The 23,914-nt window shown below is 42.7% G+C and carries 29 protein-coding genes and 1 pseudogene; 19 read left to right on the plus strand and 11 right to left on the minus strand.

Translation table 11 applies throughout. The features are described from left to right. The first annotated feature begins 75 nt into the window (after nt 1-75). The 13 genes and pseudogenes from BW42_RS05130 (at nt 76) to BW42_RS05190 (ending at nt 11,542) form a co-directional block, all read left to right on the plus strand. On the plus strand, nt 76-3,804 hold the full coding sequence (locus tag BW42_RS05130) for an ABC transporter permease (RefSeq protein ID WP_052019033.1): 3,729 nt from the start codon (nt 76-78) through the stop codon (nt 3,802-3,804). Nucleotides 3,805-3,944: 140 nt separating this feature from the next. Next, nucleotides 3,945-4,118, plus strand: a pseudogene (locus BW42_RS05135) (EamA family transporter); the annotation flags it as partial. A 372-nt stretch (nt 4,119-4,490) separates the two neighbouring features. Continuing rightward, a complete protein-coding gene (locus BW42_RS05140) occupies nt 4,491-5,369 on the plus strand; it encodes an NAD(P)H-binding protein (protein ID WP_035408218.1) in 879 nt (292 codons plus the stop codon). Beyond that, a complete protein-coding gene (locus tag BW42_RS05145; RefSeq protein ID WP_023468121.1) occupies nt 5,356-5,649 on the plus strand; it encodes a hypothetical protein in 294 nt (97 codons plus the stop codon). The genes BW42_RS05140 and BW42_RS05145 overlap by 14 nt, the downstream gene beginning before the upstream one ends. Nucleotides 5,650-5,685: 36 nt before the next feature. Beyond that, the gene (locus BW42_RS05150) at nt 5,686-6,105 is read left to right on the plus strand and encodes an Rrf2 family transcriptional regulator (RefSeq protein WP_035408220.1); all 420 of its coding nucleotides are present in this window, start codon (nt 5,686-5,688) and stop codon (nt 6,103-6,105) included. A 53-nt stretch (nt 6,106-6,158) separates the two neighbouring features. Next, a complete protein-coding gene (locus BW42_RS05155) occupies nt 6,159-7,013 on the plus strand; it encodes an NmrA family NAD(P)-binding protein (RefSeq protein WP_035408222.1) in 855 nt (284 codons plus the stop codon). 416 nt (nt 7,014-7,429) lie between these two features. Then, entirely contained in the window at nt 7,430-7,672 is a 243-nt protein-coding gene (locus BW42_RS16545) for a hypothetical protein (RefSeq protein ID WP_231496858.1), read from the plus strand. A gap of 33 nt (nt 7,673-7,705) precedes the next feature. Then, nucleotides 7,706-7,987: a hypothetical protein gene (locus tag BW42_RS05165; RefSeq protein ID WP_035408225.1), complete on the plus strand. Its 282-nt coding sequence runs from the start codon at nt 7,706-7,708 to the stop codon at nt 7,985-7,987. A gap of 18 nt (nt 7,988-8,005) precedes the next feature. After that, a complete protein-coding gene (locus BW42_RS05170; RefSeq protein WP_035408226.1) occupies nt 8,006-8,338 on the plus strand; it encodes a hypothetical protein in 333 nt (110 codons plus the stop codon). Nucleotides 8,339-8,375: 37 nt separating this feature from the next. Next, nucleotides 8,376-9,551: a hypothetical protein gene (locus tag BW42_RS05175; RefSeq protein WP_035408228.1), complete on the plus strand. Its 1,176-nt coding sequence runs from the start codon at nt 8,376-8,378 to the stop codon at nt 9,549-9,551. Nucleotides 9,552-9,761: 210 nt separating this feature from the next. After that, nucleotides 9,762-10,214, plus strand: a complete 453-nt coding sequence (locus BW42_RS05180; RefSeq protein WP_035408230.1) for a GNAT family N-acetyltransferase — start codon at nt 9,762-9,764, stop codon at nt 10,212-10,214. Between the two features lie 162 nt (nt 10,215-10,376). Beyond that, nucleotides 10,377-10,730 (plus strand): hypothetical protein, encoded by a 354-nt coding sequence (locus BW42_RS05185; protein ID WP_035408232.1) that lies wholly within the window; start codon nt 10,377-10,379, stop codon nt 10,728-10,730. Between the two features lie 485 nt (nt 10,731-11,215). Next, nucleotides 11,216-11,542: a hypothetical protein gene (locus tag BW42_RS05190; protein ID WP_035408234.1), complete on the plus strand. Its 327-nt coding sequence runs from the start codon at nt 11,216-11,218 to the stop codon at nt 11,540-11,542. Nucleotides 11,543-11,636: 94 nt separating this feature from the next. Here BW42_RS05190 and BW42_RS05195 read toward each other — a convergent pair whose 3' ends face one another. Continuing rightward, complete coding sequence (locus tag BW42_RS05195) at nt 11,637-11,897, minus strand: hypothetical protein (protein ID WP_035408236.1); 261 nt, start codon at nt 11,895-11,897, stop codon at nt 11,637-11,639. Nucleotides 11,898-11,923: 26 nt separating this feature from the next. Further along, the gene (locus BW42_RS05200; protein ID WP_052019034.1) at nt 11,924-12,673 is read right to left on the minus strand and encodes a collagenase; all 750 of its coding nucleotides are present in this window, start codon (nt 12,671-12,673) and stop codon (nt 11,924-11,926) included. Between the two features lie 196 nt (nt 12,674-12,869). Between BW42_RS05200 and BW42_RS05205 the strand changes: the two genes are divergently transcribed. Together BW42_RS05205 and BW42_RS05210 are read left to right on the plus strand one after the other, a co-directional pair. Further along, complete coding sequence (locus BW42_RS05205; RefSeq protein WP_035408238.1) at nt 12,870-13,277, plus strand: Rrf2 family transcriptional regulator; 408 nt, start codon at nt 12,870-12,872, stop codon at nt 13,275-13,277. A 76-nt stretch (nt 13,278-13,353) separates the two neighbouring features. Beyond that, nucleotides 13,354-14,256: an NAD(P)/FAD-dependent oxidoreductase gene (locus BW42_RS05210; protein WP_035408240.1), complete on the plus strand. Its 903-nt coding sequence runs from the start codon at nt 13,354-13,356 to the stop codon at nt 14,254-14,256. Between the two features lie 356 nt (nt 14,257-14,612). Here BW42_RS05210 and BW42_RS05215 read toward each other — a convergent pair whose 3' ends face one another. After that, nucleotides 14,613-14,945 carry a zinc-binding dehydrogenase gene (locus BW42_RS05215; protein ID WP_052019035.1) on the minus strand — a complete coding sequence of 111 codons (333 nt, stop codon included), beginning with the start codon at nt 14,943-14,945 and terminating at the stop codon, nt 14,613-14,615. Between the two features lie 291 nt (nt 14,946-15,236). On the opposite strand from BW42_RS05215, the gene BW42_RS05220 reads away from it, so the two are divergent. After that, nucleotides 15,237-15,536 (plus strand): hypothetical protein, encoded by a 300-nt coding sequence (locus tag BW42_RS05220; RefSeq protein WP_035408243.1) that lies wholly within the window; start codon nt 15,237-15,239, stop codon nt 15,534-15,536. Between the two features lie 243 nt (nt 15,537-15,779). Then, nucleotides 15,780-16,472, plus strand: coding sequence for a hypothetical protein (locus BW42_RS05230; protein ID WP_035408246.1), 693 nt, complete (start codon nt 15,780-15,782; stop codon nt 16,470-16,472). Nucleotides 16,473-16,573: 101 nt separating this feature from the next. Here BW42_RS05230 and BW42_RS16675 read toward each other — a convergent pair whose 3' ends face one another. The 6 genes from BW42_RS16675 to BW42_RS05260 all read right to left on the minus strand — a co-directional run bounded on the left by BW42_RS16675 (nt 16,574) and on the right by BW42_RS05260 (nt 20,260). Next, nucleotides 16,574-16,960, minus strand: a complete 387-nt coding sequence (locus BW42_RS16675; RefSeq protein ID WP_081780372.1) for a metalloprotease family protein — start codon at nt 16,958-16,960, stop codon at nt 16,574-16,576. After that, nucleotides 16,950-17,225, minus strand: a complete 276-nt coding sequence (locus BW42_RS05240; protein WP_035408250.1) for a hypothetical protein — start codon at nt 17,223-17,225, stop codon at nt 16,950-16,952. The genes BW42_RS16675 and BW42_RS05240 overlap by 11 nt, the downstream gene beginning before the upstream one ends. Further along, nucleotides 17,222-18,484: a hypothetical protein gene (locus BW42_RS05245; RefSeq protein WP_231496859.1), complete on the minus strand. Its 1,263-nt coding sequence runs from the start codon at nt 18,482-18,484 to the stop codon at nt 17,222-17,224. The genes BW42_RS05240 and BW42_RS05245 overlap by 4 nt, the downstream gene beginning before the upstream one ends. A gap of 58 nt (nt 18,485-18,542) precedes the next feature. After that, nucleotides 18,543-19,271: an ATP-binding cassette domain-containing protein gene (locus BW42_RS05250; protein WP_035408255.1), complete on the minus strand. Its 729-nt coding sequence runs from the start codon at nt 19,269-19,271 to the stop codon at nt 18,543-18,545. 55 nt (nt 19,272-19,326) lie between these two features. After that, nucleotides 19,327-19,545, minus strand: coding sequence for a hypothetical protein (locus BW42_RS05255; protein WP_035408256.1), 219 nt, complete (start codon nt 19,543-19,545; stop codon nt 19,327-19,329). A 385-nt stretch (nt 19,546-19,930) separates the two neighbouring features. Further along, complete coding sequence (locus tag BW42_RS05260; RefSeq protein WP_035408258.1) at nt 19,931-20,260, minus strand: helix-turn-helix domain-containing protein; 330 nt, start codon at nt 20,258-20,260, stop codon at nt 19,931-19,933. 310 nt (nt 20,261-20,570) lie between these two features. On the opposite strand from BW42_RS05260, the gene BW42_RS05265 reads away from it, so the two are divergent. Both BW42_RS05265 and BW42_RS05270 read left to right on the plus strand, forming a co-directional pair. Beyond that, nucleotides 20,571-21,773: an MFS transporter gene (locus tag BW42_RS05265; protein WP_035408260.1), complete on the plus strand. Its 1,203-nt coding sequence runs from the start codon at nt 20,571-20,573 to the stop codon at nt 21,771-21,773. Between the two features lie 256 nt (nt 21,774-22,029). Then, the gene (locus BW42_RS05270; protein WP_035408262.1) at nt 22,030-22,935 is read left to right on the plus strand and encodes a TerC family protein; all 906 of its coding nucleotides are present in this window, start codon (nt 22,030-22,032) and stop codon (nt 22,933-22,935) included. 54 nt (nt 22,936-22,989) lie between these two features. Here BW42_RS05270 and BW42_RS05275 read toward each other — a convergent pair whose 3' ends face one another. Beyond that, a complete protein-coding gene (locus BW42_RS05275) occupies nt 22,990-23,469 on the minus strand; it encodes a DUF4825 domain-containing protein (protein WP_035408264.1) in 480 nt (159 codons plus the stop codon). Nucleotides 23,470-23,548: 79 nt separating this feature from the next. Next, nucleotides 23,549-23,797 carry a hypothetical protein gene (locus tag BW42_RS05280; RefSeq protein WP_069201460.1) on the minus strand — a complete coding sequence of 83 codons (249 nt, stop codon included), beginning with the start codon at nt 23,795-23,797 and terminating at the stop codon, nt 23,549-23,551. Nucleotides 23,798-23,914: the final 117 nt, after the last annotated feature.

Genomic DNA, 23,914 nt, shown 5'->3' on the forward strand with positions numbered 1-23,914 from the left:
ATGGATAAAAGAATATCTTATCCTGAGGCATCTTTTGCAATGCTCAATTAACCAAATCGAAATGAGGTGGAGAACATGCTGAGATTCATCTGGAACTCTTGGTGGCGTAACAAGGAGCGGTTCATCCTGCTGCTCGTCGGTGTCCTGATCGTCAGTACAGGACTTAGTTATTTAATCGGTACGACGCAAGCGAACAATGGAACGGTCGTCGATGAACTGCAAAAACGCTGGGGATCGTCCTACGATATCGTCGTTCGACCGGAAGGCAGTCGGAGCGTGACAGAAGACTTGAACCTGCTCGAGCCAAATTACATGAGTGGGCTCGACGGCGGGATCACCCGCAAGCAGTACGAGACGATCAAGCAAATCGCAGACGTCGAAGTCGCCGCACCGATTGCGATGATCGGAAACTACAATACAGATGCTGTGAAGGATACGTATAACTTCAAAGAGCCAGGCATTTATAAGATTTCATTCAAAGATATGCAAGATACTGGACTAAAAAAAGAAACAGAGTCTCACTCCTTCTTTGCTGGAGCCGGATGGTTCCCTCCTGAGAGTGACGGATTGAATCGAGATATTTCACCACAAGAATTAGGCGAGTTTCCTATTTACGGTTACGGGAGTTCGGTTATGCTTGCCGGGATTGATCCGGAAGCAGAAGCACGATTGGTAGGACTCGATCAAGCAACTAAGAAGGCAACACATAGTCGTTATTTCACGAAAGAAGATATTGTCAACGATTATGGTGACGGTGTTTGGGACATCCCATTGATCATGAACAGTCAGGAATACGTCAATGCATCGCGGACCTATCGCTACGAGAAAGTCGATATCCCGCTCGTCAAAGATTCAATGACTGAAACGGTGCGCAGTATCATGAAAAAAGGTGGCGAATCCTATCTCAAGACGCTTCCTGTCAAAGATACGAAAGAATACTATATTTCGACAAAGCAAGCGTCAAAACAACTCGTAAAGAATATTCTTGAAGATAAGGTTCCAGAAAATGCTGCTGGTAGCTTTGACTGGATGTATCTAAAACCATCAGCCGTCGAGTATCAAACAATTGCGAGTCCGTTTGCAAAACGTTGGCCATTTACTTATCAAGTAACGCCTCAAGAGGTTGCAAAAGAAGTCCTGATTTCGAAACGATCGATGTATCGAAAAGCTCGTATCTTCGGTGACGGCACAGGTAGCCTAGAAAACGTTCCGAAAATGCATTTGAACTTTATTGGTGTCTTTGATCCAAAAAAATTGAACATCTCGAAGGATCCGTTGACAGAACTGCCGATGGAGACCTATTTCCCCGCGAAAGCCCAATGGGTCATGGATAAGAATGAAAAACCGGTCAATCCGGTTCGGGAAGTTAAGCCTACGAATGACCCGTATGATTTCTTGACAAAACCACCATCGATGCTGACGACACTTGACGCTGCCTTTAAGTTACGAGGTGATAAAGCAATTTCCGCCATTCGTGTCAACGTCAAAGGTGTTGAGACGATGAATGCAACGAGTGAGAAAACGTTGAAATCTGTCGCTCAAGAGATCGAGGATAAGACCGGTTTGATTACGGATGTTACGCTCGGCTCCTCACCACAACTCGCGCTGACATACCTCCCTGGATTAAAAGGTGAATCAGCACTTGGCTGGGTCCAGCAACCGTGGATCAAACTTGGTTCATCGATGGCAATTTTCCAGGAAGCGAAAGTCGGGATGAGTGGTATTATCTTGAGCGTCATCGCTGTCGCGCTCGTTTATGTCTTTAGTTCGAACATCATCTTACTTTATGCGCGAAAAAAAGAGTTCGCAATTTTACTGTCGCTCGGTTGGCGTCCGCGTCAACTTTCAAAACTGCTGTTCCTCGAAGCGACCCTGCTCGGCACACTCGTCGCCTTGATTTCTTGGACGATTCTTGGTTCATTCTGGCTGACGACGGATCATCCGATTGGGCTTACGCGGATCCTTTTAATCGGGCTCGCTGGTCTATTGATTTATTGGGGCGGTACGCTCGTCCCGATGACGCTCATCCGCCTGATTCAACCTTTCGAGAGCATGCGCTCTGGTGAAGTCTCAAAAGGACGACGCTTCGTCCGGGCGCAAGGTGTCCTCGGAATGAGCATCAACCAGCTCGTGACGTATTGGCAACGGACGATCCTTTCAACAATTGCAATCGCCCTGCCAACTAGTCTCTTTATTTTCTTCTTGTTCATCACCTTTCGACTGAAAGGTGTCCTGTACGCGACGTGGCTCGGTGAATATGTCGCGCTGGAAGTTGGCACGATGCATTACGTGGCGATGGGCGTCGCTTTACTCATCGCCATCCTGACGACAACCGAAATTATGTGGCAAAACGTTAACGAACGAAAGAGTCAGCTCGCTGTCTTAAAAGCGACCGGTTGGCAGAACGGTCAAATCAGGACGCTCGTCTTAAGTGAAGGATTGATGACCGGACTTTTCGCCGGAATCATTGGCTTATTGATCGCCCTTGCAATGATCGGTTTTGTCTATAACCAGTTCCCGACTAGCGAACTTGGTTTCTTGAGTATCATGTTATTGATTCCAATGATAACTGGCGTCCTCGGTGCCCTCTTACCGGCACAACGCGCCGTCAGCATTACACCGAACGCGGCGATCGGGAGCGTCGCAACGAATACGAAAGCGACGGAACGACGTTTCCGACTCGCCTTATCCGCAGTCGGTGGTGCCCTTGTCGTCGGTGTCGCTTCCCTATTCTTCTTTGCTACGACCGAAGAAGGACCGACACCAACAAAACCCGCGCAAACAGCTTCACCATCAATCAAGACGACAGGTACGAAATTGGCAGATGTAAATGAGTCTAAAAAGAAAAAATCATCCTCGAAGAAAGTCAATTCGAGTAATCTCGATAAACTGATGAATCGTGGTGTCGTTCAAACTTATCCGGGAGATCCTAAAACACAAGGTAATATTTTTCATGTTAATAAACTTCTCTCATCCCCTCCAAAAGAGTTGAAATTACCAACTCTTGATAATGAACAATATGTCACCGTTCCCGTCATCCTTGAAAACTACAAAGATAAAGACGCAGATGACGGATATGCTATTTATAAGCCAAATCTATTCACGTTAGAGGATACAAACGGAAACGTATACGAAGCTGTCGATTATGAGAACCGAAATCCAGATGTATGGAAGGACGGCTATCGCTATTTCCCACCTTTCGTTTCTCGCGTCGATCTTGTGTTCCGTGTTCCAAGTGATAAAAATACGTATGTGCTTCTCGCGACAAGCGAAGCCATTGCGAAACCGACGACCGTCAAAATTGAAGTCGATGCTGTGAATGCTACTTCAACCACCGTGAAGACCGGACAAAAAAAGCAGTCGAAAAAAACAAATAAAGATGCCATCGAAGAATTGATGAATAAAGGTGGTCTCCAAACTTATCCTGGCGATAAAAGATTACTGGAGCAACGTGGATTCATGGTCAGTTCGGCGAAACGTATTCAACTTAAAGATTTTCCGCAAAATAAACAAGCCGTGTCCGTCAGACTTGAGATGCAAGTAAAGGGTGAAGATTCAGCTGACTCTTACATCGACTATAAACCGTTTACTTTCCCAATGATTGACGGTCAAAAGAAAAGCTACACGCCTGTAGAAACAATCAATCATAACAAAAAAGCCTATTCAGATAGCTTAGGTTACTATGCTCCTTTACACTCAAAAATCGATGTCATCTACATCGTACCGAAGACTGAGAATACCTTTGTCATGAACGTAGAAACAGGATTTACTAGTTTTCTCTATACCGTTAAAATCAAATTATGATTACTACTTAATCACTGGCTGTCATATGACGGTCAGTGATTTTTCTATTTATACCGAAATTAATTTCTTAACGTTCTACTTTTGGTAAGATGAAATACAGGAAAAGAATTGGAAGTAAACTACGTAAACGAGGACCTGCTATGACATACTTCATGTATCTATTTTGTTTAATCGTCTGGGGACTGAACTTCATTGCTGTCAAAATCCAAGGAACACCCGTCGCCTTGGAAGTATCCCTGACCTATCGATTAGCGATGACCGCTGTTCTTTTCATCCTATTCGCGTTATTCGTTAAACGAACGAACAAACCTAGTCTTCTTTGACTCGGATTTCCTTTTGTATGTGTCGACTGATGTAGTGGATGTCATCGGAACAGACGTGAATGCGATTAGGACACTCAAGGAAACATACGCGGAACTTTACAATAGCTTTCACGAAAAATACGTCGAGTAATATTCATAATAAACCTAGATATGTAAACATAAGTATTAATAATTAATTTTTTTGAATATTAAGGTTCATATATTGAATAAATGGAATACTTAATTATGTTTTTAGCAGGAACTATCATCTATCCGGTATTTGAAAGATAATTAGGGTATTATATAACTAATACAAGTATTTTATTTACCACTTTCCAACATCAGTGATGCCTCGTTCATCTAAGAGAGGAAAGGAATTTTCCCATGATTTTCATTACGGACTTTTCTTCACCGATCGGGCAGCTCGTCAGCCAACGTATGCGCACGGAAGAACAGCCTTTTTGCATTGGGGTATCCGATCCACAAGCCGCTTCCGAATTATATGGAGAGCATTTTGACTTTCGTCGATTCGATGTCCAGGATGCCTCGACGTTCGTAGAAGCACTCGCAGGATGCGATCAAATCTTTCTCGAATTTCCTGCAAACGCGGACTTGGAGACATTCGAATATTTTATTCATTATCTCAGACAGACTGCCCTACAACACATCGTCTACCTCTCAGCCAAAGACGCACTATCCCTCCCATTCACGCCACATCATCGTATTGAAGTCGTCATTCGCCAAACCGACATTCCCTACACGATCATTCGTCCTAGCTACTACATGCAGCATTTAAACATGTTCATGCGAGATATGTTACGAGATCATTCACACCTCTTCGCACCGGCAGGAATTGGTAAGACGTGCATGATTGATGCCCGTGACGTAGCGACCGTCGTGATGACGTGTCTTGAAAACCCATCCACTCACTTCAATAAAATCTATACGATCAGCGGTGAAGCGGCTTACAATTTTTACGAAGTCGCCCGGCTTCTCGGAGAAGAACTTGAAACAGAGATCATGTATACGAACCCGTCTATTGATTTTTTCCGGTCCTTTATGATGCAACATGGATTGTCTTACGAAGAAACCAATGAAATCATCAAACTTCATGTGCCGATCTTATTAGGTCTAGCGGATGAGACGGATAACCACTTTCTAGAACTAATTGGTGAACGACCGATCACCCTTCGGCAATATATAAAAGACCACCTATCCGATTGGGTAAATGAAGAGGAGGGCAAAGCATATGATTACTCATGAACGAGCACTGTTCGTTCGTCAATGCATCGTCGATTATTATCACCGGCTCGGCATTCATTGTCAGGTGACGATATTCACAGAGTACCCATTGCAATTGTTGCTCGACTTCGATTCTCGAAGAGATGAACTGATTACGCCTCAACGGCGAAGCCTCTCCTGTCGGTACATTCGCGCCCACCTCATTTCTGCTTTGATCACATTCGATGATTCCTACACGCATGTTTACATGACGAAAGCGCCCTTTTCCTCCATGACGCGATATTGTCTCTTGATTGTCTGATATCATCGTCAGTCAAAAATGAAAGGAGATGCGGTCGTGCGGTTGAAACGTGCTACGGAACATGGCTTACTGACATTACTTTTTTTGGCACACACCTCAAAATCGATGACACGAAGAGGAGAATACGTAAAGACGAGAGACATTTCGCTTCAATGTAACATCTCGTACGAGCATCTCACGAAAATCATTTCAATTTTAGGAAGAGCAGGTCTTTTACGAACCCGTGCTGGACGAGAAGGCGGTGTTCAACTCCTCCCATTGAGTCATACTGTCCGGGTCGGAGATGTCGTCGCGTTATTCGAACGTCCGCTTTTTCCGGGAACGCGTTATCAGGTATGTGCGTTAGATCAACTATTAGATGTTGCACTGATTTCATTCTTTAATACGCTCAATCAAGTTACGATAAAGCAATTAGCGGACGATTTACCACCTCACTTTTTCTTAGACATATCATGATTTACTTCTCATCAAACAGCAGTTCAGTCAAGTGTACAGGAAGGACGTTACACATGACGATTTTAGTAACAGGATTCACAGGAAACGTTGGACTAGCCGTCGGTCATGCAATGATGAAGCGACATATTCCCTTTCATGCGGCTGTCATCGACCCAGCAGCTGCTTCAGAGAAATTCGGCAATGCTTTTCACTATCGTCACCTGGACTACGCCGATATCTCAACGTTTTCACAAGCGTTAAAAGGCGTCGATCAACTCTTTTTGATGTATCCGTCCCAAGTATCAACACGACAGTTCCATCTCTTTCTGCGCTATTTGCGCTTCACCTCAGTCCGGCACATTGTTTATCTCTCGTTCAAGGATGTTCCAGTCTTTCCGCTGACACCTCACCATACGATCGAAAAGATCATTCAAGAGACCGGTATCTCGTTTACGATCATCCGTCCCGGATACTACATGCAAAATTTGAATCTCTTCATGCGTGATGACATCCGTTTTCACGAGCAGATCGTTACGCCCGCTGGTCTTGGGAAGACAAGCATGATTGACATCCGGGATATCGCGACGTTCGTCATCCATTGCCTCGAACATCCTGCCCCCTATTTCAATCGTGTCTATACGTTGCATGGCGAGGAAGTTTTCGGCTTCCATGAAATCGCAAGTCTGATGACGCTACTCTTAGGAAAGACGATCCGTTACACGAACCCTTCGATTCCATTCTTCCAAATGAAGATGGTTCAAAAAGGATATCCGAAAAGCTACGTCAATGAAGTCATCATGTTACACCTCCCGATTAGTCTTGGACTCACGAAACGAACGAACCGTCAGTTCCGCGAGGTGACTGGTACTGAGCCGATTCCCCTAAGTCAATATATTCTCGATTATCAAGCCCACTGGGAGAAGCATTGATTCCTCTATTCTTCGTAAAAGGAACATGACTTCCCCAAAACCTAGTCATCTCAAAGAGACACGTGTGCCTCATTCATAATCCCTTCATCCATTTGAAGGGATTTTATAGTTTTTGTGGAAAATGATTCTATGTAAGGATTCTTCTCCACGATACATGATTTGATTGATTTTAATTTCCGATTTAACACTATTATTTATTCAATAAAGGAGGAGTTGGTATCCTTAAATTCATTTTGATTGGTTCACTACTTGTCGTGATTGCTTTTTTCATCTATTTTGAGCCATTCCGTATTGAACCCTACGACCCCGACGTCGAAGTAAACGGTAAACCAATTCCGACTGTCCAAGGTTCTTATTGCTGGTCCAGTTTGTTCAGTGCTCAATGTGCGGACATGATCTATGTGGATGCTTTACACATGACTGAAAAAAGTAAACCCGTCATCGTCTCACCCTCTGACAAAATTCATCTCTCGTTTGATCGTAAACCCGATTCGCTCGAAGTCGTACGCTGGGATTCGAAAACGAAAAGTGAACAGGTTTCATTAAAAAACGACATTCTTAGCGCACCGTCTGCTCAAGGTACGTATACCTATGAGGTCGTTGCCGGATGGAACGAACATGGTGACGGTCTATCCGCCTTTTTGATTCAGGTCCGATAAAACCAACCTCACTCAAACAGGAGATGAATAATAATGCGTAAAGGTTTTCGACTCTGGCTTCCCTTACTTTCACTTGTTGTCTGTCTGTTCAATGCCTTCGGCTACGATGATAAAAACATCTTGTTGTTTCTGACGAGCCCTGTTTTCTGGCTTCTTGAATCACAATCCTTTCTTGGAACATGGCTAGATTCCTTCCATGTCCCACTTTTTCTGATCTACATCCTGACCTTGATCAGTTGGTTCTTGATTGGCTTACTGATTGATGTCATTCTTTCTGTTTTGTTTAGACGATCGTCTAGACGCATCCATGATTAACTGAGGAGGAAAATACATATGGGACCAACCAATGACATGTGGGTACTTTCCTACGCATTCTTTTTCATCACGCTTATCAGTGCAATCTTCGTCGCGATCAAGCATCCAGCCTTGAGAAAAGCGTCGATCCGAGCGGTGGTAGCGATGCTTTTCCTGTATGCACTATTCATTTGGAACTCTTTGTACCGTCTTGACATTACAGAATTCAGACATTTTTACGAAGGATTGACGACACTGCGATCGTGGGCATGGATGTGTATCTTCTTATTCGCCTACACATTAAAGTGGTGGTATCTCGTATTTCTTTACACCCGTCGTCCGAGTCCCTCTTCACATGAGGTACAGCAATGAACTACATTTCCGAAAATCTTCGAAGGAGCTATCCGATATGAAATTACATCGATTCGCATCCGTCTTTTTCCTCTCGACCATCGTTTGGACGACAGCGGGTTGTACCATGATGGAAGAACAAGCGACACCGCGTGTAGCACAAAAAAATATCGCGTCACCTGAACAAGTAAACACTTCCTTGAAGAAAGCAACGACCGACTCCAATAACCAACAAGCAATCGAATTAGAAAAGCAAACGAAGCGCGTCACGTTAGGTCAAACGAAAACGTACGACCTTTCTTCATTACTGAGCAAACACCGTGTCTCGATCGATCCACAGTATTTCTACCAAAACCAGATCTTCTACTTTGACCTACAAGAAAACAAGAGTGTCATCTATACATACGATACGAAACGACAGCATAACAAAATTGTTCATGCGACGAAGAATGCAATCCCGATGATGACGGGTACAGGTGCGTTTTTACTATGGGTCGAAACGGAACAGCCGACAAAGACAGGTGTGAAATGGTCGATTCGTCAACTAAGAATTACAACGAATCAGGTGACAACGCTGGATACTGGCGAAAGTCGCTTCGATACATCTCCTCCGAGAATCGATGTCACGTCAACTCGTGCGTCCTGGATCACGCAAGAAGCGACTGCACAAAAAACGGTTTCCACGTTAAAGTCGTATTCGTTAAAAACCGGAAAGATCACACCACTCCAGTCCTTCATCTTAAAAACAGGAAAGGTACAAGACGGTCTATTCACATACGAGCACCGCGATAGCGATGACGGCGTGACCTTATACACGTCTCACTTTAACAACGGAAAGAACGTCCGTGTGCTTGAAACTCTGGATGGTGCCTACAAAAAAGAGATGTCCGGATTAATTGATTTCACTCGTAGTGGCACCTATTTCGCTCTCGGCACAGAAGGCGACGCCATATTCCAACCCATCGGATTAGACGAACAGACGCTGAACTATTCTGCTTCCAGTGCCCAGACGTTGATTAACGGCATTCAATTCCTTTCGAACACACAAATCGTCTTCCGAGAAGGCATCCATCAGTTGATATATGCGGACTTAAAAGCGAAGACCGTCGCTCCTCTGACGGACTTTGAAGAGCTGGTATCGTTTCCTCTACTGCAAGATGGGAAACTCACTTACTCCATCACGAATGGGAAAAAATCCACCTTGCATGTCGTAAAGCTTCTCCCGTCTAACTAAACGATCATGATCTTAATCTAACAAAAGAAAGTCGTTTTCCGTTACTCGATACGGATGACGACTTTTTTTCTTACATGCTGTTTTGTATTCTTAAGAAGGACAGAAGTTCACAGGTTCTTTCGTAACGCTTCTACATCAGCTATTGTGGCAGCAGAGTGAAACTGAAGCCTAAGACAAACATATATCAATCGATCCGTGAGGAGAATGAATATGAACATCCGACAATTATCCGTCCATGAAAATCCACCGATGGACCTCTTGCTAGCAGCGGACCCGTCTCAAAAGTTAGTCGAAAGCTATGCAAAAAGAGGTTATTGTTTTGTCGCTGAAAGGAATGACCAATGGATTGGTGTATATGTACTTCTCCCGACAAGACCTCAAACGATAGAAATCGTAAATATCGCAGTAGATGAGTCGCATCAAGGACAAGGTATCGGAAAAAATCTTTTACGACATGCGATTCGCACAGCGAAAACACTGGGGTATACGACCGTTGAAATCGGGACGGGCAATTCAAGCATTGGACAGCTAGCACTTTACCAAAAATGTGGATTCAGAATCGTTGGAGTCGATTTAAACTTCTTCTTGAGACACTATGAAGAGGTGATCATCGAAAACGGGATCCGGTGCACGGATATGATTCGGTTATCGCAAGATATATAAGAATTTCAGCATTTTTTCGAAAAGCATATTCCGCTACTTCATAGTAAAACTCGAACGATTATGGATAAAACATCATTAGGCTATAAGCGTTATATAGGATTGCAAAAAATGGATTCATACTCCATAATATGAACATACGTTCTTATTATAAGGAGGTCCACCATGCAACACCTTCAAAAAGAAATGACTCATCCGGTATCGTTATCTACTATGAATCCGCTTATTTATCTCTCCATCGATTCATCCGTTATTCTTCACAATGATTCTCCCGTTTCGACGACTTATAAAATGGAAGTCATGTTATTCATCGCTTTACGGGAGAGATTATCCTTAAAACTGCTTCCTCTCCATCACTCCGGTGGCGCTGCAGAACTTGTCTACATAGAAGAAGTCGACTTCGAGAGTCGGCAGTTGACGCTCTTTCATATGAACGATTCGTCATTGTCCTATCATCACTACGTCGCAAACGATTACTTACTCTCCCAACAGCCTCAACTATTACTAAACTTGGTGTAAAACTAATAAAATTCATTTATATGACGCGTTCAGAACGTTCACATATGCTTTTTAATACATTATATCTATCACTACATGATTTTAAAGACACGCTATCACTATTTTTAAGTCTCCAACTAATCTTCTCACTTTCTTGACGAAACAAAAGGATGTTTTTATTCCTTTCTGAAACATTGTGATGAAAATCCACGGTTCTAATTGGAATTAATTTTACAGATACATTACTTAATGGCATAATAATGGTAACCTTTTCATGAGGAGGAGATACTTTTGAAAAAACAGCTTGCTTTTGCCGGTTCTTTTGCGCTCTCAGCTATCACAATCGTCATCATTCTTAAATTAGTTGGAGTCGATCTCTAAAGCAATCACTCAAATGATGTAGATTTTTAAATCAATGATTCAATCGCTGTTATGATGTATCGTCTTCCGATCATCTGTAACAGCTTTTCTAGGTTTAATGCTGTGGAACGATCGGAAGTGATGAATTGAAAAAAGTCGGAATGAACGTTTTGGTTGCCTTTCTCCTATTAGGTGGACTGCTGTTTTACTTAGACGTCCGATACGATGAACGATTCGAGCAGCACGTCAGCACAAAAGTTGAGACCTATGTCGAGAAAAAATACGGTCCAGCTCATGTCGTCTCCCTCCACTCTGCTTATGACGACAAACACCGCGATAAAGAGAAACGCTATAAGATTGCCGTAAAAGTACAGGGGCAAGGACTTCAAAAAGAGGAATATTTCTTGTATCGTCTTCAAGATGATCACGTCGTCGAGATGGGCACGACGACCAGTTTGCCCAAGCGAAACTAAATCACGAGATGCTTTCTTATTTCACACTACATATCATGAAAGGTCAGAAGATTCTTTTTTACTCGGAATCAACTGACCTTTTTGTTTAACCTTTTTAAGGCTCAGAAATACCATAAGCCAGTAACAGCAAATATGACATCATGCAGAACGTAATGAGATGGATGCCGACGAATCCCCACTTGAGTACTCGATGCTTCGTTTTGTACCCTGTGTATACACCAACTAACGGAACGATAAACAGAAGCAGGATATAGACAGTTCCAAACCCTTTCAGACTGACTCCGCTCTTCATCAAGAAAAATAAGAAACAAAAACAGATGAATGCAGATAACGAAAGAATACTGTAACGATTCACAAGCCCTCCTCCACTACAAATACAACTTAGCGATTTACCGACTGAAGATTAAAGTATGTCGAGAGCGGCACGATCCGCCCCTGCTCATGCCAGTTCCGATATGCTTCGAAAACGCGTAAGACGTCCCCGTCATATCTTTCCTCGATGAGATGGTGGATTGCGAGAAAGCTCCGCCAATAATCAAACATGATACTCGACAGACTACCGGCATAGGAGGCACTCCCAAATTGATCAATCGAGCGCGCTCCATACTCCTCCTGAAAGAGCTCGACCAGCTCTGTCTCAATTGTCGTAATTCGCTTGAATGCTTTGTCCGACAACAAATGTTTCCGGGGTAGATACTCACACATCCCCTCTTCGAACCAGATTCCGTCTTTTCTCTCATCGTCGAATTCATCAACGAACAAATCCAAGTGATGCGTCAGTTCATGACCAGCAATCGTCAAGACGTGATCTTCCGCGAGCGTTTCATAAAACGCTCGAATATGCGGTACGTCCTTCCCATCGAGTTGAGACAAAAATAACGTTCGCCATTCTGCAACGTCTGGTGATATGTAAATTAAGTCCTTATTCGTAAATGCTGGGATTGGAATGTCCGAGAAGACGGTCGTCGCGAGTTCCGCTGACGTCCAAATGATTCCTTTCGGCACGTCGATCAGTTGATACTTCTCTTGTAAGATCGTTTGATACTCGTCTAACCGTGCTTGAAAGCGATGCGTGACCGCTTCGTATTTGTCATAGTCCGTTTTTGTCTCAAACGCAAACAGTTGTTTCATGATCTCTATCACCCTCCATCAAAAAATATACGATTTCATTTTAACATATATTGGATAACGACTAAAAAACTACCTTCCGCAGGTGGTCGTGGATTGTAGATAAATCATTCTTTCATTAGTTTGAAGTGATAACATTTGGATATTCGTACGAATATCGGTATTATAGACATATCAAGTCTGTAATTAAGGTGAGAATATGAAATTATCAAAAGCAACCAATTATGCACTCCATACGATGTTATTTTTAGCTGTAAATCAGCCTCATGATCATATTGGTGTAGCCTCGTTAGCCAAGCAACAAGGCGTTTCACCCACATACCTCTCGAAGATTTTAACTAAGCTAGTCAAAACGGGTATGGTGATCTCGACTACTGGAGCTACAGGTGGATACAAATTAAAACCAAGTTGGGAAGAGATTTCATTGCTTGATGTCATCATTGCAATTGAAGGCGTACCATCCATGTCTGACGCTTGTCTGAACAACAATCCGAACTGCTTGATTCAGAAATCAATCGAAACTGCTGAACACAAATTTTTAGATTCATTAAGACACACGCTTATTAGTGACTTATCTAATCAAGTTAATGAGACATCATCCATTTGAAACAAGTGATGTCTTTTGCTTTAATTACAGACACTATGACTCTTTAATATCTGTTATCTAAAAGGAGGAAATGTTCATGAACGTATATGATTGCATCGTGATTGGCGGAGGTGCCGCCGGATCAGCTGCTGCCTTAACATTAGGAAGAGCCCGAAGACATGTTGTGATTTTCGATGATGCTACAAATCGAAATCGTGTCACACAAGAATCACATGGTTATCTCACTCGAGATGGAATTACACCGTCAGAGTTTAGAGAGATTGGATTAAAAGAACTACAAGCATATCCGTCCATTACGATTTGCAACGAAAAAGTCATCGAAGTAAAACAAGATAATCAGAATCATCTGTTTGAAGTTTCAACCAGTCAGCATCGTTATATAACTGAAACGCTACTACTCGCAACCGGAATTCAAGAAGAATTTCCCCTGGAGACAATCAAGGAGTATTATGGAAAAAGTTTGTTCAGTTGTCCCTATTGCGATGGCTGGGAGATGCGAGACTTACCCTTAGCTGTCATTGCCGAAGATCCAGCCTTTACTCACCATTTAGCAAAGCTCGTTTTCAATTGGTCGAACGATTTAGTTGTTTTTACAAATGGTTTTGCACTATCTGAAGACGTTCGGAACGATTTAGATCGTAATCACATTCAAGCATACACCACAAAAATTAAACGCCTACATGGAAAGGCAGGTATTCTAGAACATATTGAATTAGAAGATGGAACAATGGTTGCAAGACAAGGTGGATTCGTCGTTCCTAAATTCCATCGTTCAAACGGTTTGGCTCAACAATTACGATGTACATTCGATGAGAGTGGAGCCATCGTAACGGATGGAACTGGTCGTACATCCGTCGAAGGGGTATACGTTGCCGGAGAGACCGAAAAACGAGGTCCTTCTTCTTTATTGATGGCAGCCGCTGATGGTTCCCGTGCAGCTGCAAGCATTAATTTCGATTTATCATCTAATCGATTTTAAGACTTCAACAAGATGATACAGGCAGTAAATGAATATGACGATCAGTTTGCCGAAGCGAAACTAAAGCAAACACCTTCTTGATACAATCGAGAAGGTCTTTTTTGAATGATATTATCTATACTAAACGATGTCATGTTCCATTCGTTTTCTTTGTAATTTATACACTCTTCTCAAGCAATGAACACTCAAAAACAATGACTTCCAAGCTACTGAATCATTTTATTTCTTCTGCAATCATCACGACGACGTTACCGAATTTTCGCCCGGTGTCGACATAACGGTGCGCTTCGACGATTTCATCAAGTGAACAGATATGGTCGTGACGGCTCTAAATCGTCCCGTTTCAAACAGTTTATTCAAATAGTGTATATCTTCTTTCCGTTCTCTCGCCACACCTTATCCCGCGACGGATACAAAGACTCGTTTTGTTTGACGTGCCGTTTCGCTTTCGTCTTATTAATCTTTCCAGACGCATCGAAGACGGCATCGTACTTCAGCAACAATCCATCGTAGCCGTCCTTTGTATAATCGATGACGTGATCGGCACCGAGCGCTTTGACCCGCTCCGCATTTTGTCCATTACAGACAGCCGTCACCTGAAGCCCTTTTGCTTTTGCGATTCGAACAGCAGCCGTTCCGGCAGCGCACGATGCAACGTAAATCAAGATTGGAGTGGACGACAGATGCATACACTTTGATGAGTACTACAGTTGATTTCGGATCCAAACGAGGTATCACTCTAATATGCACAACATCCAGTGGTTCGTAGCAGGTACAGATGGCTAGCTTTATCGTAATTCCTCCCCTGATCGAGATGAGGGTATTTTATCAATCATACGTAGTTTATGCTTGAATTCCTTTCATTTCAAAGCAAGAAAGATTTTTCTGATTTGCATCAATCGGTGTCACAACTGGTAAAATTTATATAATAATACGATTTCATCTAACCCTATTAACTGACGAAAGTAGGTGCCTGGTTCATGCCGACGCGTCGTTGGCTTTTCGCTTTTATTCTATTCCTTTGTATGCCGCTTGGTTCCTGTACACACGAGAACGATGCACGTGTTGTCGAAGAGATTACAGGGGACACGTTATTCGTCGCTCCGAGCGAACAAAAACCGGACGAACAGTATGCTTTGACAAAGATTCGCGTCACAACGGATACGATCGTGTATGGCAAAATAGATAACACGGCTGACATTCAGACGGGTGACACGATTCAAGTGACGTTTGCAAAGGACTCGACTGTCGCGATTGAAATCCGTCGAGCAGACAACTGAATCAGAAGGGATTGTCCACAATGCTCCAAATACTTCGCCATCTACGCAATATTTTCATGCTTGCCACTGCGATTTTTGGTTCATCCTATTTTTTTCAAAAGAATATCGGAAATGATCTCAATGGTTTCTTGTACATCGGAATACTAGGTGCGATGGGTCTTTGCATTACCACAGGACTACTCTGGTATCTCAAACGAAAAGAATCGCACGGTTTTTAATAAGCTCATCAAAGGAGACACAATTATGATGATACGTCCGAAAAAGTCACACCGTGTTCAGTTGAAAGTACTCTTCGCGCTTCTGTTCACACTTTCGATGATTGGTGCTGTTTTCGCACCTCATTCTGTCGACGCAGCGACAAAGGAGTATGCGTCTTACAAGAAGCTAAAACTCGGCATGACTGCGACAAACGTTGCAAAATCGCTCTACGGAAAATCATATAGGAAATACATAAAGAAAGAGCATGGCGTCACAACACTCAAACAAAAAGCTGCATTACGAGAAATTGAAGATGACTATGCTTTGTACGCTTTTGCCTTTTATCCCTATGAAGTAACAGACGATCATTGGTTTAAGCAAAGAATGCATCTGATTTTCAAGACGAAACAAAACGGTCACACCTTATACCTTGCAGAGAAGGAATACATCCCTAAAACACCGTCAAAGAAACGACTCTTACCTGGAAAGAAGATCAAGCCCGGCATGACGCTAGCTGACGTCGATTGTGTTCTTTCAGGTATAGGACTTGGTGTCATGACGCTTCATCATACAGAAGATTACTCTACGATTGGAGAAGTCTATGCTGAAGGCACAGTCGTGTACCGAGAAAAACAGGCGACGCTTCTCTACTCGTATCGAAATCCAACGGGTGATGCATTAATGATCGTTGCATTTAAATATGATTTCGATCAAAAGAGGTATATCGCTCAAAAATAACGCCGGACACCAAATTTATCTTCGCTAGAATCTTTTCCATGTAAATAACCCCTCATTCCGCTCGAGGAATGAGGGGTTATTTACATGGAAATGCACAAATATTACAGAGCGTCATTTCTGCGCTTTTCTTTTCTAATTATTCTTAAGCAAGATAACATGATCATCTGGCCGTCTGTTGTCACCGGGAAAAAATTAAATACATTTGATAAACATAAAATTTTAACTAAGACCCATCCACCGCCATCTCCTTCTATCCAAATACCGAACGAAAATAAAATCGCAGGTGCAGAAGCAGCAATGATTAAATTTTGCCAGTCATTCTGATTATTCTCATAGCGGACGATTGGCGTTAAAAATCGATCGAGTTTCACTGTCGGTCGCCGTCGAAACACCCATGCGAACAATAAATGGATCATTTCGTGTATCGCTACGACAATGAAAATCAGAAGAATATAGCTGATGAGATGCAAACCTGTCTCAGCTGTCATGACGCGCTAACGTTCGCCGCTTCTGTAAGAAGACACCAAACAATGTGAATAAAACGATAAATACCAAATAGAGAACAAGCGCTTGAAGTGTCAACGCGAAGTGTGTATTTAATTCTTCTTTTGTCATTACCGTTGTAATTTTTAATCCTGTCATCGTCGTCACGACACTCGTTTCATTGATTTGAAACAATTCATAAATATAATCGACTAAAAAAATAATTGCCCACAAAACAGTACCAACACCAATTAATTTCGTGATTTTCATTTTGCCACCTCGTATTCTTTCTTTAAAATGAGATATAAAACACCAAGTAAGATCGCTAATGTCGGATACAATGCCCCATCGATACTGACGAGGACAGACAGTAAGACAATTAAAATGATCGTCAACACGGATGCAATCGTCTCATTGATATTACTTTGAGATTTCGGAAATAAAAATCCTGCAATTGTAGCCGCGAAAAAGATATTGATTCCATACATATATGGATTCAAACTGTTTGTCTCAATGATACCGACATATAGTGCAGGTGCCATCAAGATGATGGCGACAGCAAGGAGTGACATGAGTTCCATCAAGGGATGGATCCGGTACAGTCCGTACAACTTTCTAACTGCTAATGTTGCGTCTGCATATGTAATCGTCACTACTCCAAGTATCGGCAATAAGAACAACCAGAGTTGAAAAGTTCCCCCCCACCCGACTTGGTACCATGCTCCGATTGACATCACACCAAGTAATGCCCAAAAGTACAGAAAGTTTTTACTTCGGATGATTGCAGGCATAGTAGTCGCTAAACCAATATTGAAAGCAGGCAATCCTAACTTGAAGTAATTCTGCCGGACATACAAATGGTTTCGAGCAAAGAAAACTGCATGAAGAGTATAGGCAATCGTGCCAACGACAAGACTCGTCATCAACATAACTAACGTGATCGTTAAAATCGAATACGGTAACGTACTAACCCATACATCAACCTGAAATCGTGTTTTTAATAAATGAAGTGTCACGAGACCCACTAATACTAGATCAAGAATGAAACTGAAAATAGTACGCTTCATACCTGATAAACGATGCAATACTGCTGCATGGAGACAATCCAATAACCAAAAGCTACTGATGAATACAGTATGGAGTGTTAGTAAAACAAGCAGTGCCGTTCCCAAGCGCATAGGAATTAGTTTCAGTGCTGGTGCAACAATGATCATCAGAAATTCGAAAAAGACTAGGGCAACAGAGAGTTTAAATAATCGCTGGCTGATATTGACTTCTCTTTCTGAGAATGGAAGTGTCTTCGCAAAAAATAAAGAGTTCCGATTCAATGAGACGGTTCCATTAATTAAAACGAACATAAAGGTACCTAAAATAAAGACGACATTAAAATAACTGCTGAGCGTCATCTTCCCTGCCAGCAATCGTGTTGTCTCATCTGCTTCCACTGCATTATTCGATAGGGTGGAGAGCTGAACCATGTTTAGATAAAAGTATCCAAGATAGAGACCCATTAGAAGAATACCTAACACGTACCGATTCATCCGACTTTTAAAAAAAGGACGATTGAAAAGTCCATGAAACGTATCATTAAAGAAGAATTTCAGTAGACATAAAATGTTTGCTGACGATGTCGAGCTTTTCACGTAAGACCTCCTCTTGTTTAATAACATCCGTCAATTCCTCTGGAGTTCCTTCAAAATTGACAAGTGAACCTTGTCTCATAAGTCGTATATCTTCGGGAAAACGATCAATCGTATTTCGTTCATGAGAGACGATAATCACTTTTTTCGTCGTGCTGACTGCTGCAAACAGTTCCTGAACGAGCAAAGACGTATCAAAATCAAGTCCGCCGAAAATTTCATCAGCAATTATATAGTCAGTATTGGCAGCAATGGCTGCGACAATTTGAATTTTTTTCTTCATACCAAAGGAATACGACTCAATGGTTTTATTTTGACCGTCCGCCAAATCGAGTAAGTCCATTAAAAGAGGAGCTTTATCCTCTTCACTTGTCTCATATCGACTTAAAACGAACTGTACATATTCCTTACCAGTCATGTAGCCTGGTAAATAAAAGTCAGAAGGAAGATAGAAAAATTTAGATTTGTATGCCTGACTACCAGGTGTAATACCATCAATTCGAATGCCGCCACCGTCAGCTTCTAGCAAATTCGTCAACATATTCAATAGTGTCGTCTTTCCACTGCCATTTGTTCCAACTATGACAGAGACACCCGTTGAAGAAAATGATGCTGATAACGCATCGATAACGCGATTCTTTTTAAATGATTTTTTCAAACCATCGATTTCAATCATGTTTCTACCTCCTGAAAGAAGCGGGAGCTCAAGGAGCCCCCGCCAGTTAAGTACGTTACGAGGCTTTACAGCCAATTCCCATTTGCCAGAACTTTGGCCAGTTTAATTTTACGTTTCCATTAAAGCTATAACCTCGGCTCGTGCAATAGAACGCATATGCGAATACTCCTACTAAAATGACAAGAGCGAAAACCATCCAGAACCATTTGTTTTCGATCATGTTGAAGAACTTTTCTTCCAAAGATAATTGATACGACACGAACATAGCAGACATCCGAACTCCTCCTTTCTCTGTCAAGATAGAAAGTCATTCACTCTGATGAAACATGGCATTAGTTCTTGAAAGAGAAAATTAAAACTTTCTTCCACTTGATCGTAACAAATATTCCAAAATCAGGAACCTGCCCTATAGACTCAAATCAATCATGTTGTATTCATGACTTTCTTATCAAGGGATTTCTCAATACTAGTACTTTATTGACTTGTTTTATTGATATCTGATAAAAACCGCCCAAAAAATTTAAGGATTTTTCACAGTTGATGGAGTAAATATAATAAAAGATTTTTCTAATGATCACTTACTGTACAACTTATTTATTTCCAGAAAATTTGAGCGCAAAAAAAGGATCGACCATAATGTCGAACCTTTTTTCTGGCGATTAAGACGAAACAACCTCTCCGCCTGTCAAATTGATATGTCCTTCACCCCATGCGCACATCGCGTCAAGAATCGGCTTCAGCGACCAGCCGTACTCGGATAACGAGTAGACGACTTTCGGTGGGACTTGTTCAAAGACCGTCCGGATGATGATACCGTCTTCTTCTAACTCCCGTAATTGTTGCGTCAGCATCTTTTGCGTGATCGTCGGCATCAGCTTACGGAGCTCACTCGTCCGACGCTCACCTTTGATCAAATGACACATGATGACGACCTTCCACTTTCCACCGATGACTTCTAGTGTTGCTTCGACCGGGATATTGTATGCCATATATGATCCATCCTTTCGAGATTCCGTTGAGAACATAGGCACTTTTTAGTGCCTATCGTACTTGAAAGTGCGTACTTCCCAAGCGGATTGGCTGGCTATATGATAGCAATTGTCAACGGAAAGTACAATCTCCTTTTAGACCTTGCATCTAAAAGAAGGAGTAGGGTACTTTTTAGTGCCTATCGCACTTTAAAGTACGTACTTCCCGAAAGGAAACACCCCCGTTATGCTGGGGTCATGTCAATCGGATCACGTTCGGCGGGCCCACTGAACACGATCCCTACTGAAATCATTTTTAGGAGGAATCCCCATGAATCAATTAAATCAACAGGTACAGGAGGAACAGGCTCCAAGAAACGGCGGACTTGCCCTGCTCGCTCTAGCAATCAGCGCTTTTGGGATCGGTACGACGGAATTCGTTCCCGTCGGACTGCTCGCAGCAATCGCTGGTGACTTGAATATCGGTATCACACTCGCTGGTCTCATCATCTCTGGTTACGCAATCGGTGTCGCCGTCGGAGCACCGATTTTGACGGCACTAACGAACCGGATGAATCGGAAAACGTTACTGATGGCGTTGATGGTCGTCTTCATCGCCGGTAACCTGATCTCCGCGATCTCACCGACATTTGAATTGTTGATCGTCGCCCGTTTCATTACCGCTTTCTCGCACGGCGTCTTCTTCTCGATTGGTGCGACGATTGCTGTCCAGCTCGTACCGGAGCATAAAAAAGCAAGTGCCATCGCCTTGATGTTTACCGGTCTGACGGTCGCGACCGTCACGGGTGTCCCGCTTGGTACATTCATTGGTCAATCGTTCGGCTGGCGCGCGACGTTCTTCGCGGTTGCTGCACTCGGAATCATTGCAATCATCGCAAGCTTCTTCTTGATTCCAAAAGACTTGAAACAATCACCACCTGCGAAGTTCTCCGACATGTTCAAACTATTGACGAACGGACGATTGATGCTCGGTTTCTTAATCACTGCCCTCGGTTACGGTGGGACGTTCGTCGCGTTTACTTATTTAACGCCGATCATGCAGGACGTCACGAAAATCAGTCCGAGCTTAATCAGTATCATTCTGCTCGTCTACGGAATCGCCGTCGCAATCGGGAACACGGTTGGCGGAAAACTCGCGAATGGTAACCCGATTAAAGCATTGTTCTATATGTTCATCATCCATGCCATTGTCATGATTGCCCTCTCATTCATGATTCCGTTCAAGGTCGCTGGCATCATCGGGATCATCTTAATGGGACTTCTTGCCTTCATGAACGTCCCTGGACTCCAACTCTATATCGTCCAGTTGGCTGAAAAATACGTCCCAGCAGCAGTCGATGTCGCCTCTGCCTTAAATATTGCAGCTTTCAATATCGGAATCGCACTTGGGGCAACGATCGGTGGTCTCGTCACCGATACGATCGGACTCGTCCACACGCCATGGGTCGGCGCTATCATGGTCATTCTTGCCGTCATCTTGACTGGTTTCTCACGTCGTCTCGAACAGCAGTAAAAGAAGATTTTCATGTTTAACGATCGCATGAGTGTACGATGAGCTCGGCTACAATCATCGATACGCTCGCTCTGTATGTTGAACTGCATTCTCTACCACTCACGTAATCCGCCAAAGGCACTGTTCGCATGAGCAGTGCCTTTGGCGGATTTTGTTCACAATTTCAAAAAAGAACACACTTACCTCTTTACTTTTGAGTTCTTATGAACTTATAATAAATTCAAGATAACAAATTACTTCAAAGGAGGAAGCGCTGTTGACACTACTCATTGCTTTTCTAGCCATCGTTTTCATCATGCTCGCCCTTGACCTTGGAGTCTTTCATCGCAAGGCACATGAAGTTTCGCTTCGGGAGGCTTGGACATGGACGTTCGTCTGGATCGCGATCGCTGTCGCCTTCGGAGGCTGGCTCTATATTGATCAAGGTAGCGCCGCTGCTGTCGAATATACGAGTGTGTACTTCATCGAGAAGGCTCTCGCGATTGATAACGTCTTCGTCTTCTCACTCGTCTTCGCGTACTTCGCAATTCCATTGAAGTACCAGCACAAAGTCTTGTTCTGGGGTATTCTCGGCGCAATCTTCTTCCGCGTCATCTTCATCGTCGCTGGTGTCTCGCTACTTGAGAACTTCGCTTGGGTGTACTACATCTTCGGAGCGTTCCTCGTCTACACAGGTTGGATGATGTACAAGAATATCGGTCAAGAGACGTCGCTCGAAGAGAACAGAACGATTCGTTGGTTAGAGAAACGTTTACCGATCACACAAGACATCTCGTCTGGTAAGTTCGCAAAACGAATTGATGGGAAGTTGTTCTTCACGCCTCTCTTGATCACCCTACTCTTCATCGAAGTATCAGATATCGTCTTCGCCGTCGACTCAGTCGCTGCAAGCTTCGCGTACTCGCGTGATCCGTTCATCATCTTCTATGCGAACATCATGGCAATCCTTGGACTTCGTAGTCTCTACTTCGTCCTCGCGAACTTGATTGATCGTTTCTACTACTTGAAACACGGTTTAAGCTTCATGCTCGTCTTCATCGGAGCGAAGATGATTTTCAGTGACGTCTACAAAATGCCAATCTGGATGTCGCTCGGTACGATCGTCCTCGTCATCCTGATCAGTGTCTTCTACAGCTTCTACAAGACGAAGCCGGGAAAATAATCAATATCAAAAAAGTGGAAGTGATGAACAATTCATCTACTTCCACTTTTCGTTTCAATTTAGTATTTCTTTTACTTTCCGTTCATCCTCAATAAAAGGCTTCGTGAATGCCTTTAAGGCTTTTTCATTATCGTACGCCGTAAAGTCCTTTCCATACCAATCGCGTAGCTCTTGTTTCGTGAAGTGATACGAAGCATCTTCGATCGTCATGTTGACTTGATCGACGTTCGGAATCAGTGTGAACAGTGCCGTCGCATTATAGATTGCTGTACGAGTACTTTTTTGTTCGACCTGTCCTTCTGTATACCCACCGTAACACAACGTCAGTTGATACGGCTTTTCCTTTGTCGACAGTTCCATCTTCTTTAAATGATCACCGTGAGGTAGTTGTTGAACGATGTCGCGCACGTTACTGTTATCGCCAAGATATGTACCTTGTTGCTCAAATAAATCGGTTTGCGTTGCTGCTGTTCCGCAACCACCGAGTATCAACATGCCGCTCGCTAAAATGATTGCACCAACTGTCTTTTTCATTTTTATTTCCCCCAATACGTTGACTTGTTCTAATCCTTATAAACGAATCACACAAAGAAAAGTTTCAAAATAAAGGAAATCAACGCTTTGGAGAACTCGGTGATCCTGGTTTTAGGTAGAGTAGGCCGTACCCAGTACCTCCACCTGCAGCAATCAAAAGCTTTATAATATTAAAACGAGTGAACCCTTCAATGACGTACCCTTTTATCTTTTGAGTCAAAGTTGCTTCGGGAATCCAATCAATCGTATATCCGATGCTAAAGGATAAAAGCAAACTGAGGAATAAATAAGTGATGACAAAACTAAGAATAAATCTTTTGATGATCATGTTATTCCCTCTTTTTCTAAATGTAATAAAATAACTTATTTTTATATAATAAGTAAATAAATTAAGAAATATCTAAAACAACAACCTATTTACCTATATTTTGTTAATTACTATGTT

The organism is Exiguobacterium sp. RIT341 (assembly GCF_000632205.1).
In the GTDB taxonomy this organism is placed as follows: domain Bacteria; phylum Bacillota; class Bacilli; order Exiguobacteriales; family Exiguobacteriaceae; genus Exiguobacterium_A.

Excerpts from the sequence above, each read along its gene's own strand:
- BW42_RS05130 (WP_052019033.1), top strand. The coding sequence starts at position 76 with ATGCTGAGATTCATCTGGAACTCTTGGTGGCGTAACAAGGAGCGGTTC.
- BW42_RS05140 (WP_035408218.1), top strand. The coding sequence starts at position 4,491 with ATGATTTTCATTACGGACTTTTCTTCACCGATCGGGCAGCTCGTCAGC.
- BW42_RS05145 (WP_023468121.1), top strand. The coding sequence starts at position 5,356 with ATGATTACTCATGAACGAGCACTGTTCGTTCGTCAATGCATCGTCGAT.
- BW42_RS05155 (WP_035408222.1), top strand. The coding sequence starts at position 6,159 with ATGACGATTTTAGTAACAGGATTCACAGGAAACGTTGGACTAGCCGTC.
- BW42_RS16545 (WP_231496858.1), top strand. The coding sequence starts at position 7,430 with ATGACTGAAAAAAGTAAACCCGTCATCGTCTCACCCTCTGACAAAATT.
- BW42_RS05165 (WP_035408225.1), top strand. The coding sequence starts at position 7,706 with ATGCGTAAAGGTTTTCGACTCTGGCTTCCCTTACTTTCACTTGTTGTC.
- BW42_RS05170 (WP_035408226.1), top strand. The coding sequence starts at position 8,006 with ATGGGACCAACCAATGACATGTGGGTACTTTCCTACGCATTCTTTTTC.
- BW42_RS05175 (WP_035408228.1), top strand. The coding sequence starts at position 8,376 with ATGAAATTACATCGATTCGCATCCGTCTTTTTCCTCTCGACCATCGTT.
- BW42_RS05180 (WP_035408230.1), top strand. The coding sequence starts at position 9,762 with ATGAACATCCGACAATTATCCGTCCATGAAAATCCACCGATGGACCTC.
- BW42_RS05185 (WP_035408232.1), top strand. The coding sequence starts at position 10,377 with ATGCAACACCTTCAAAAAGAAATGACTCATCCGGTATCGTTATCTACT.
- BW42_RS05200 (WP_052019034.1), bottom strand. The coding sequence starts at position 12,673 with ATGAAACAACTGTTTGCGTTTGAGACAAAAACGGACTATGACAAATAC.
- BW42_RS05205 (WP_035408238.1), top strand. The coding sequence starts at position 12,870 with ATGAAATTATCAAAAGCAACCAATTATGCACTCCATACGATGTTATTT.
- BW42_RS05210 (WP_035408240.1), top strand. The coding sequence starts at position 13,354 with ATGAACGTATATGATTGCATCGTGATTGGCGGAGGTGCCGCCGGATCA.
- BW42_RS05215 (WP_052019035.1), bottom strand. The coding sequence starts at position 14,945 with ATGCATCTGTCGTCCACTCCAATCTTGATTTACGTTGCATCGTGCGCT.
- BW42_RS05220 (WP_035408243.1), top strand. The coding sequence starts at position 15,237 with ATGCCGACGCGTCGTTGGCTTTTCGCTTTTATTCTATTCCTTTGTATG.
- BW42_RS05230 (WP_035408246.1), top strand. The coding sequence starts at position 15,780 with ATGATGATACGTCCGAAAAAGTCACACCGTGTTCAGTTGAAAGTACTC.
- BW42_RS16675 (WP_081780372.1), bottom strand. The coding sequence starts at position 16,960 with ATGACAGCTGAGACAGGTTTGCATCTCATCAGCTATATTCTTCTGATT.
- BW42_RS05240 (WP_035408250.1), bottom strand. The coding sequence starts at position 17,225 with ATGAAAATCACGAAATTAATTGGTGTTGGTACTGTTTTGTGGGCAATT.
- BW42_RS05250 (WP_035408255.1), bottom strand. The coding sequence starts at position 19,271 with ATGATTGAAATCGATGGTTTGAAAAAATCATTTAAAAAGAATCGCGTT.
- BW42_RS05255 (WP_035408256.1), bottom strand. The coding sequence starts at position 19,545 with ATGTCTGCTATGTTCGTGTCGTATCAATTATCTTTGGAAGAAAAGTTC.
- BW42_RS05260 (WP_035408258.1), bottom strand. The coding sequence starts at position 20,260 with ATGGCATACAATATCCCGGTCGAAGCAACACTAGAAGTCATCGGTGGA.
- BW42_RS05265 (WP_035408260.1), top strand. The coding sequence starts at position 20,571 with ATGAATCAATTAAATCAACAGGTACAGGAGGAACAGGCTCCAAGAAAC.
- BW42_RS05275 (WP_035408264.1), bottom strand. The coding sequence starts at position 23,469 with ATGAAAAAGACAGTTGGTGCAATCATTTTAGCGAGCGGCATGTTGATA.
- BW42_RS05280 (WP_069201460.1), bottom strand. The coding sequence starts at position 23,797 with ATGATCATCAAAAGATTTATTCTTAGTTTTGTCATCACTTATTTATTC.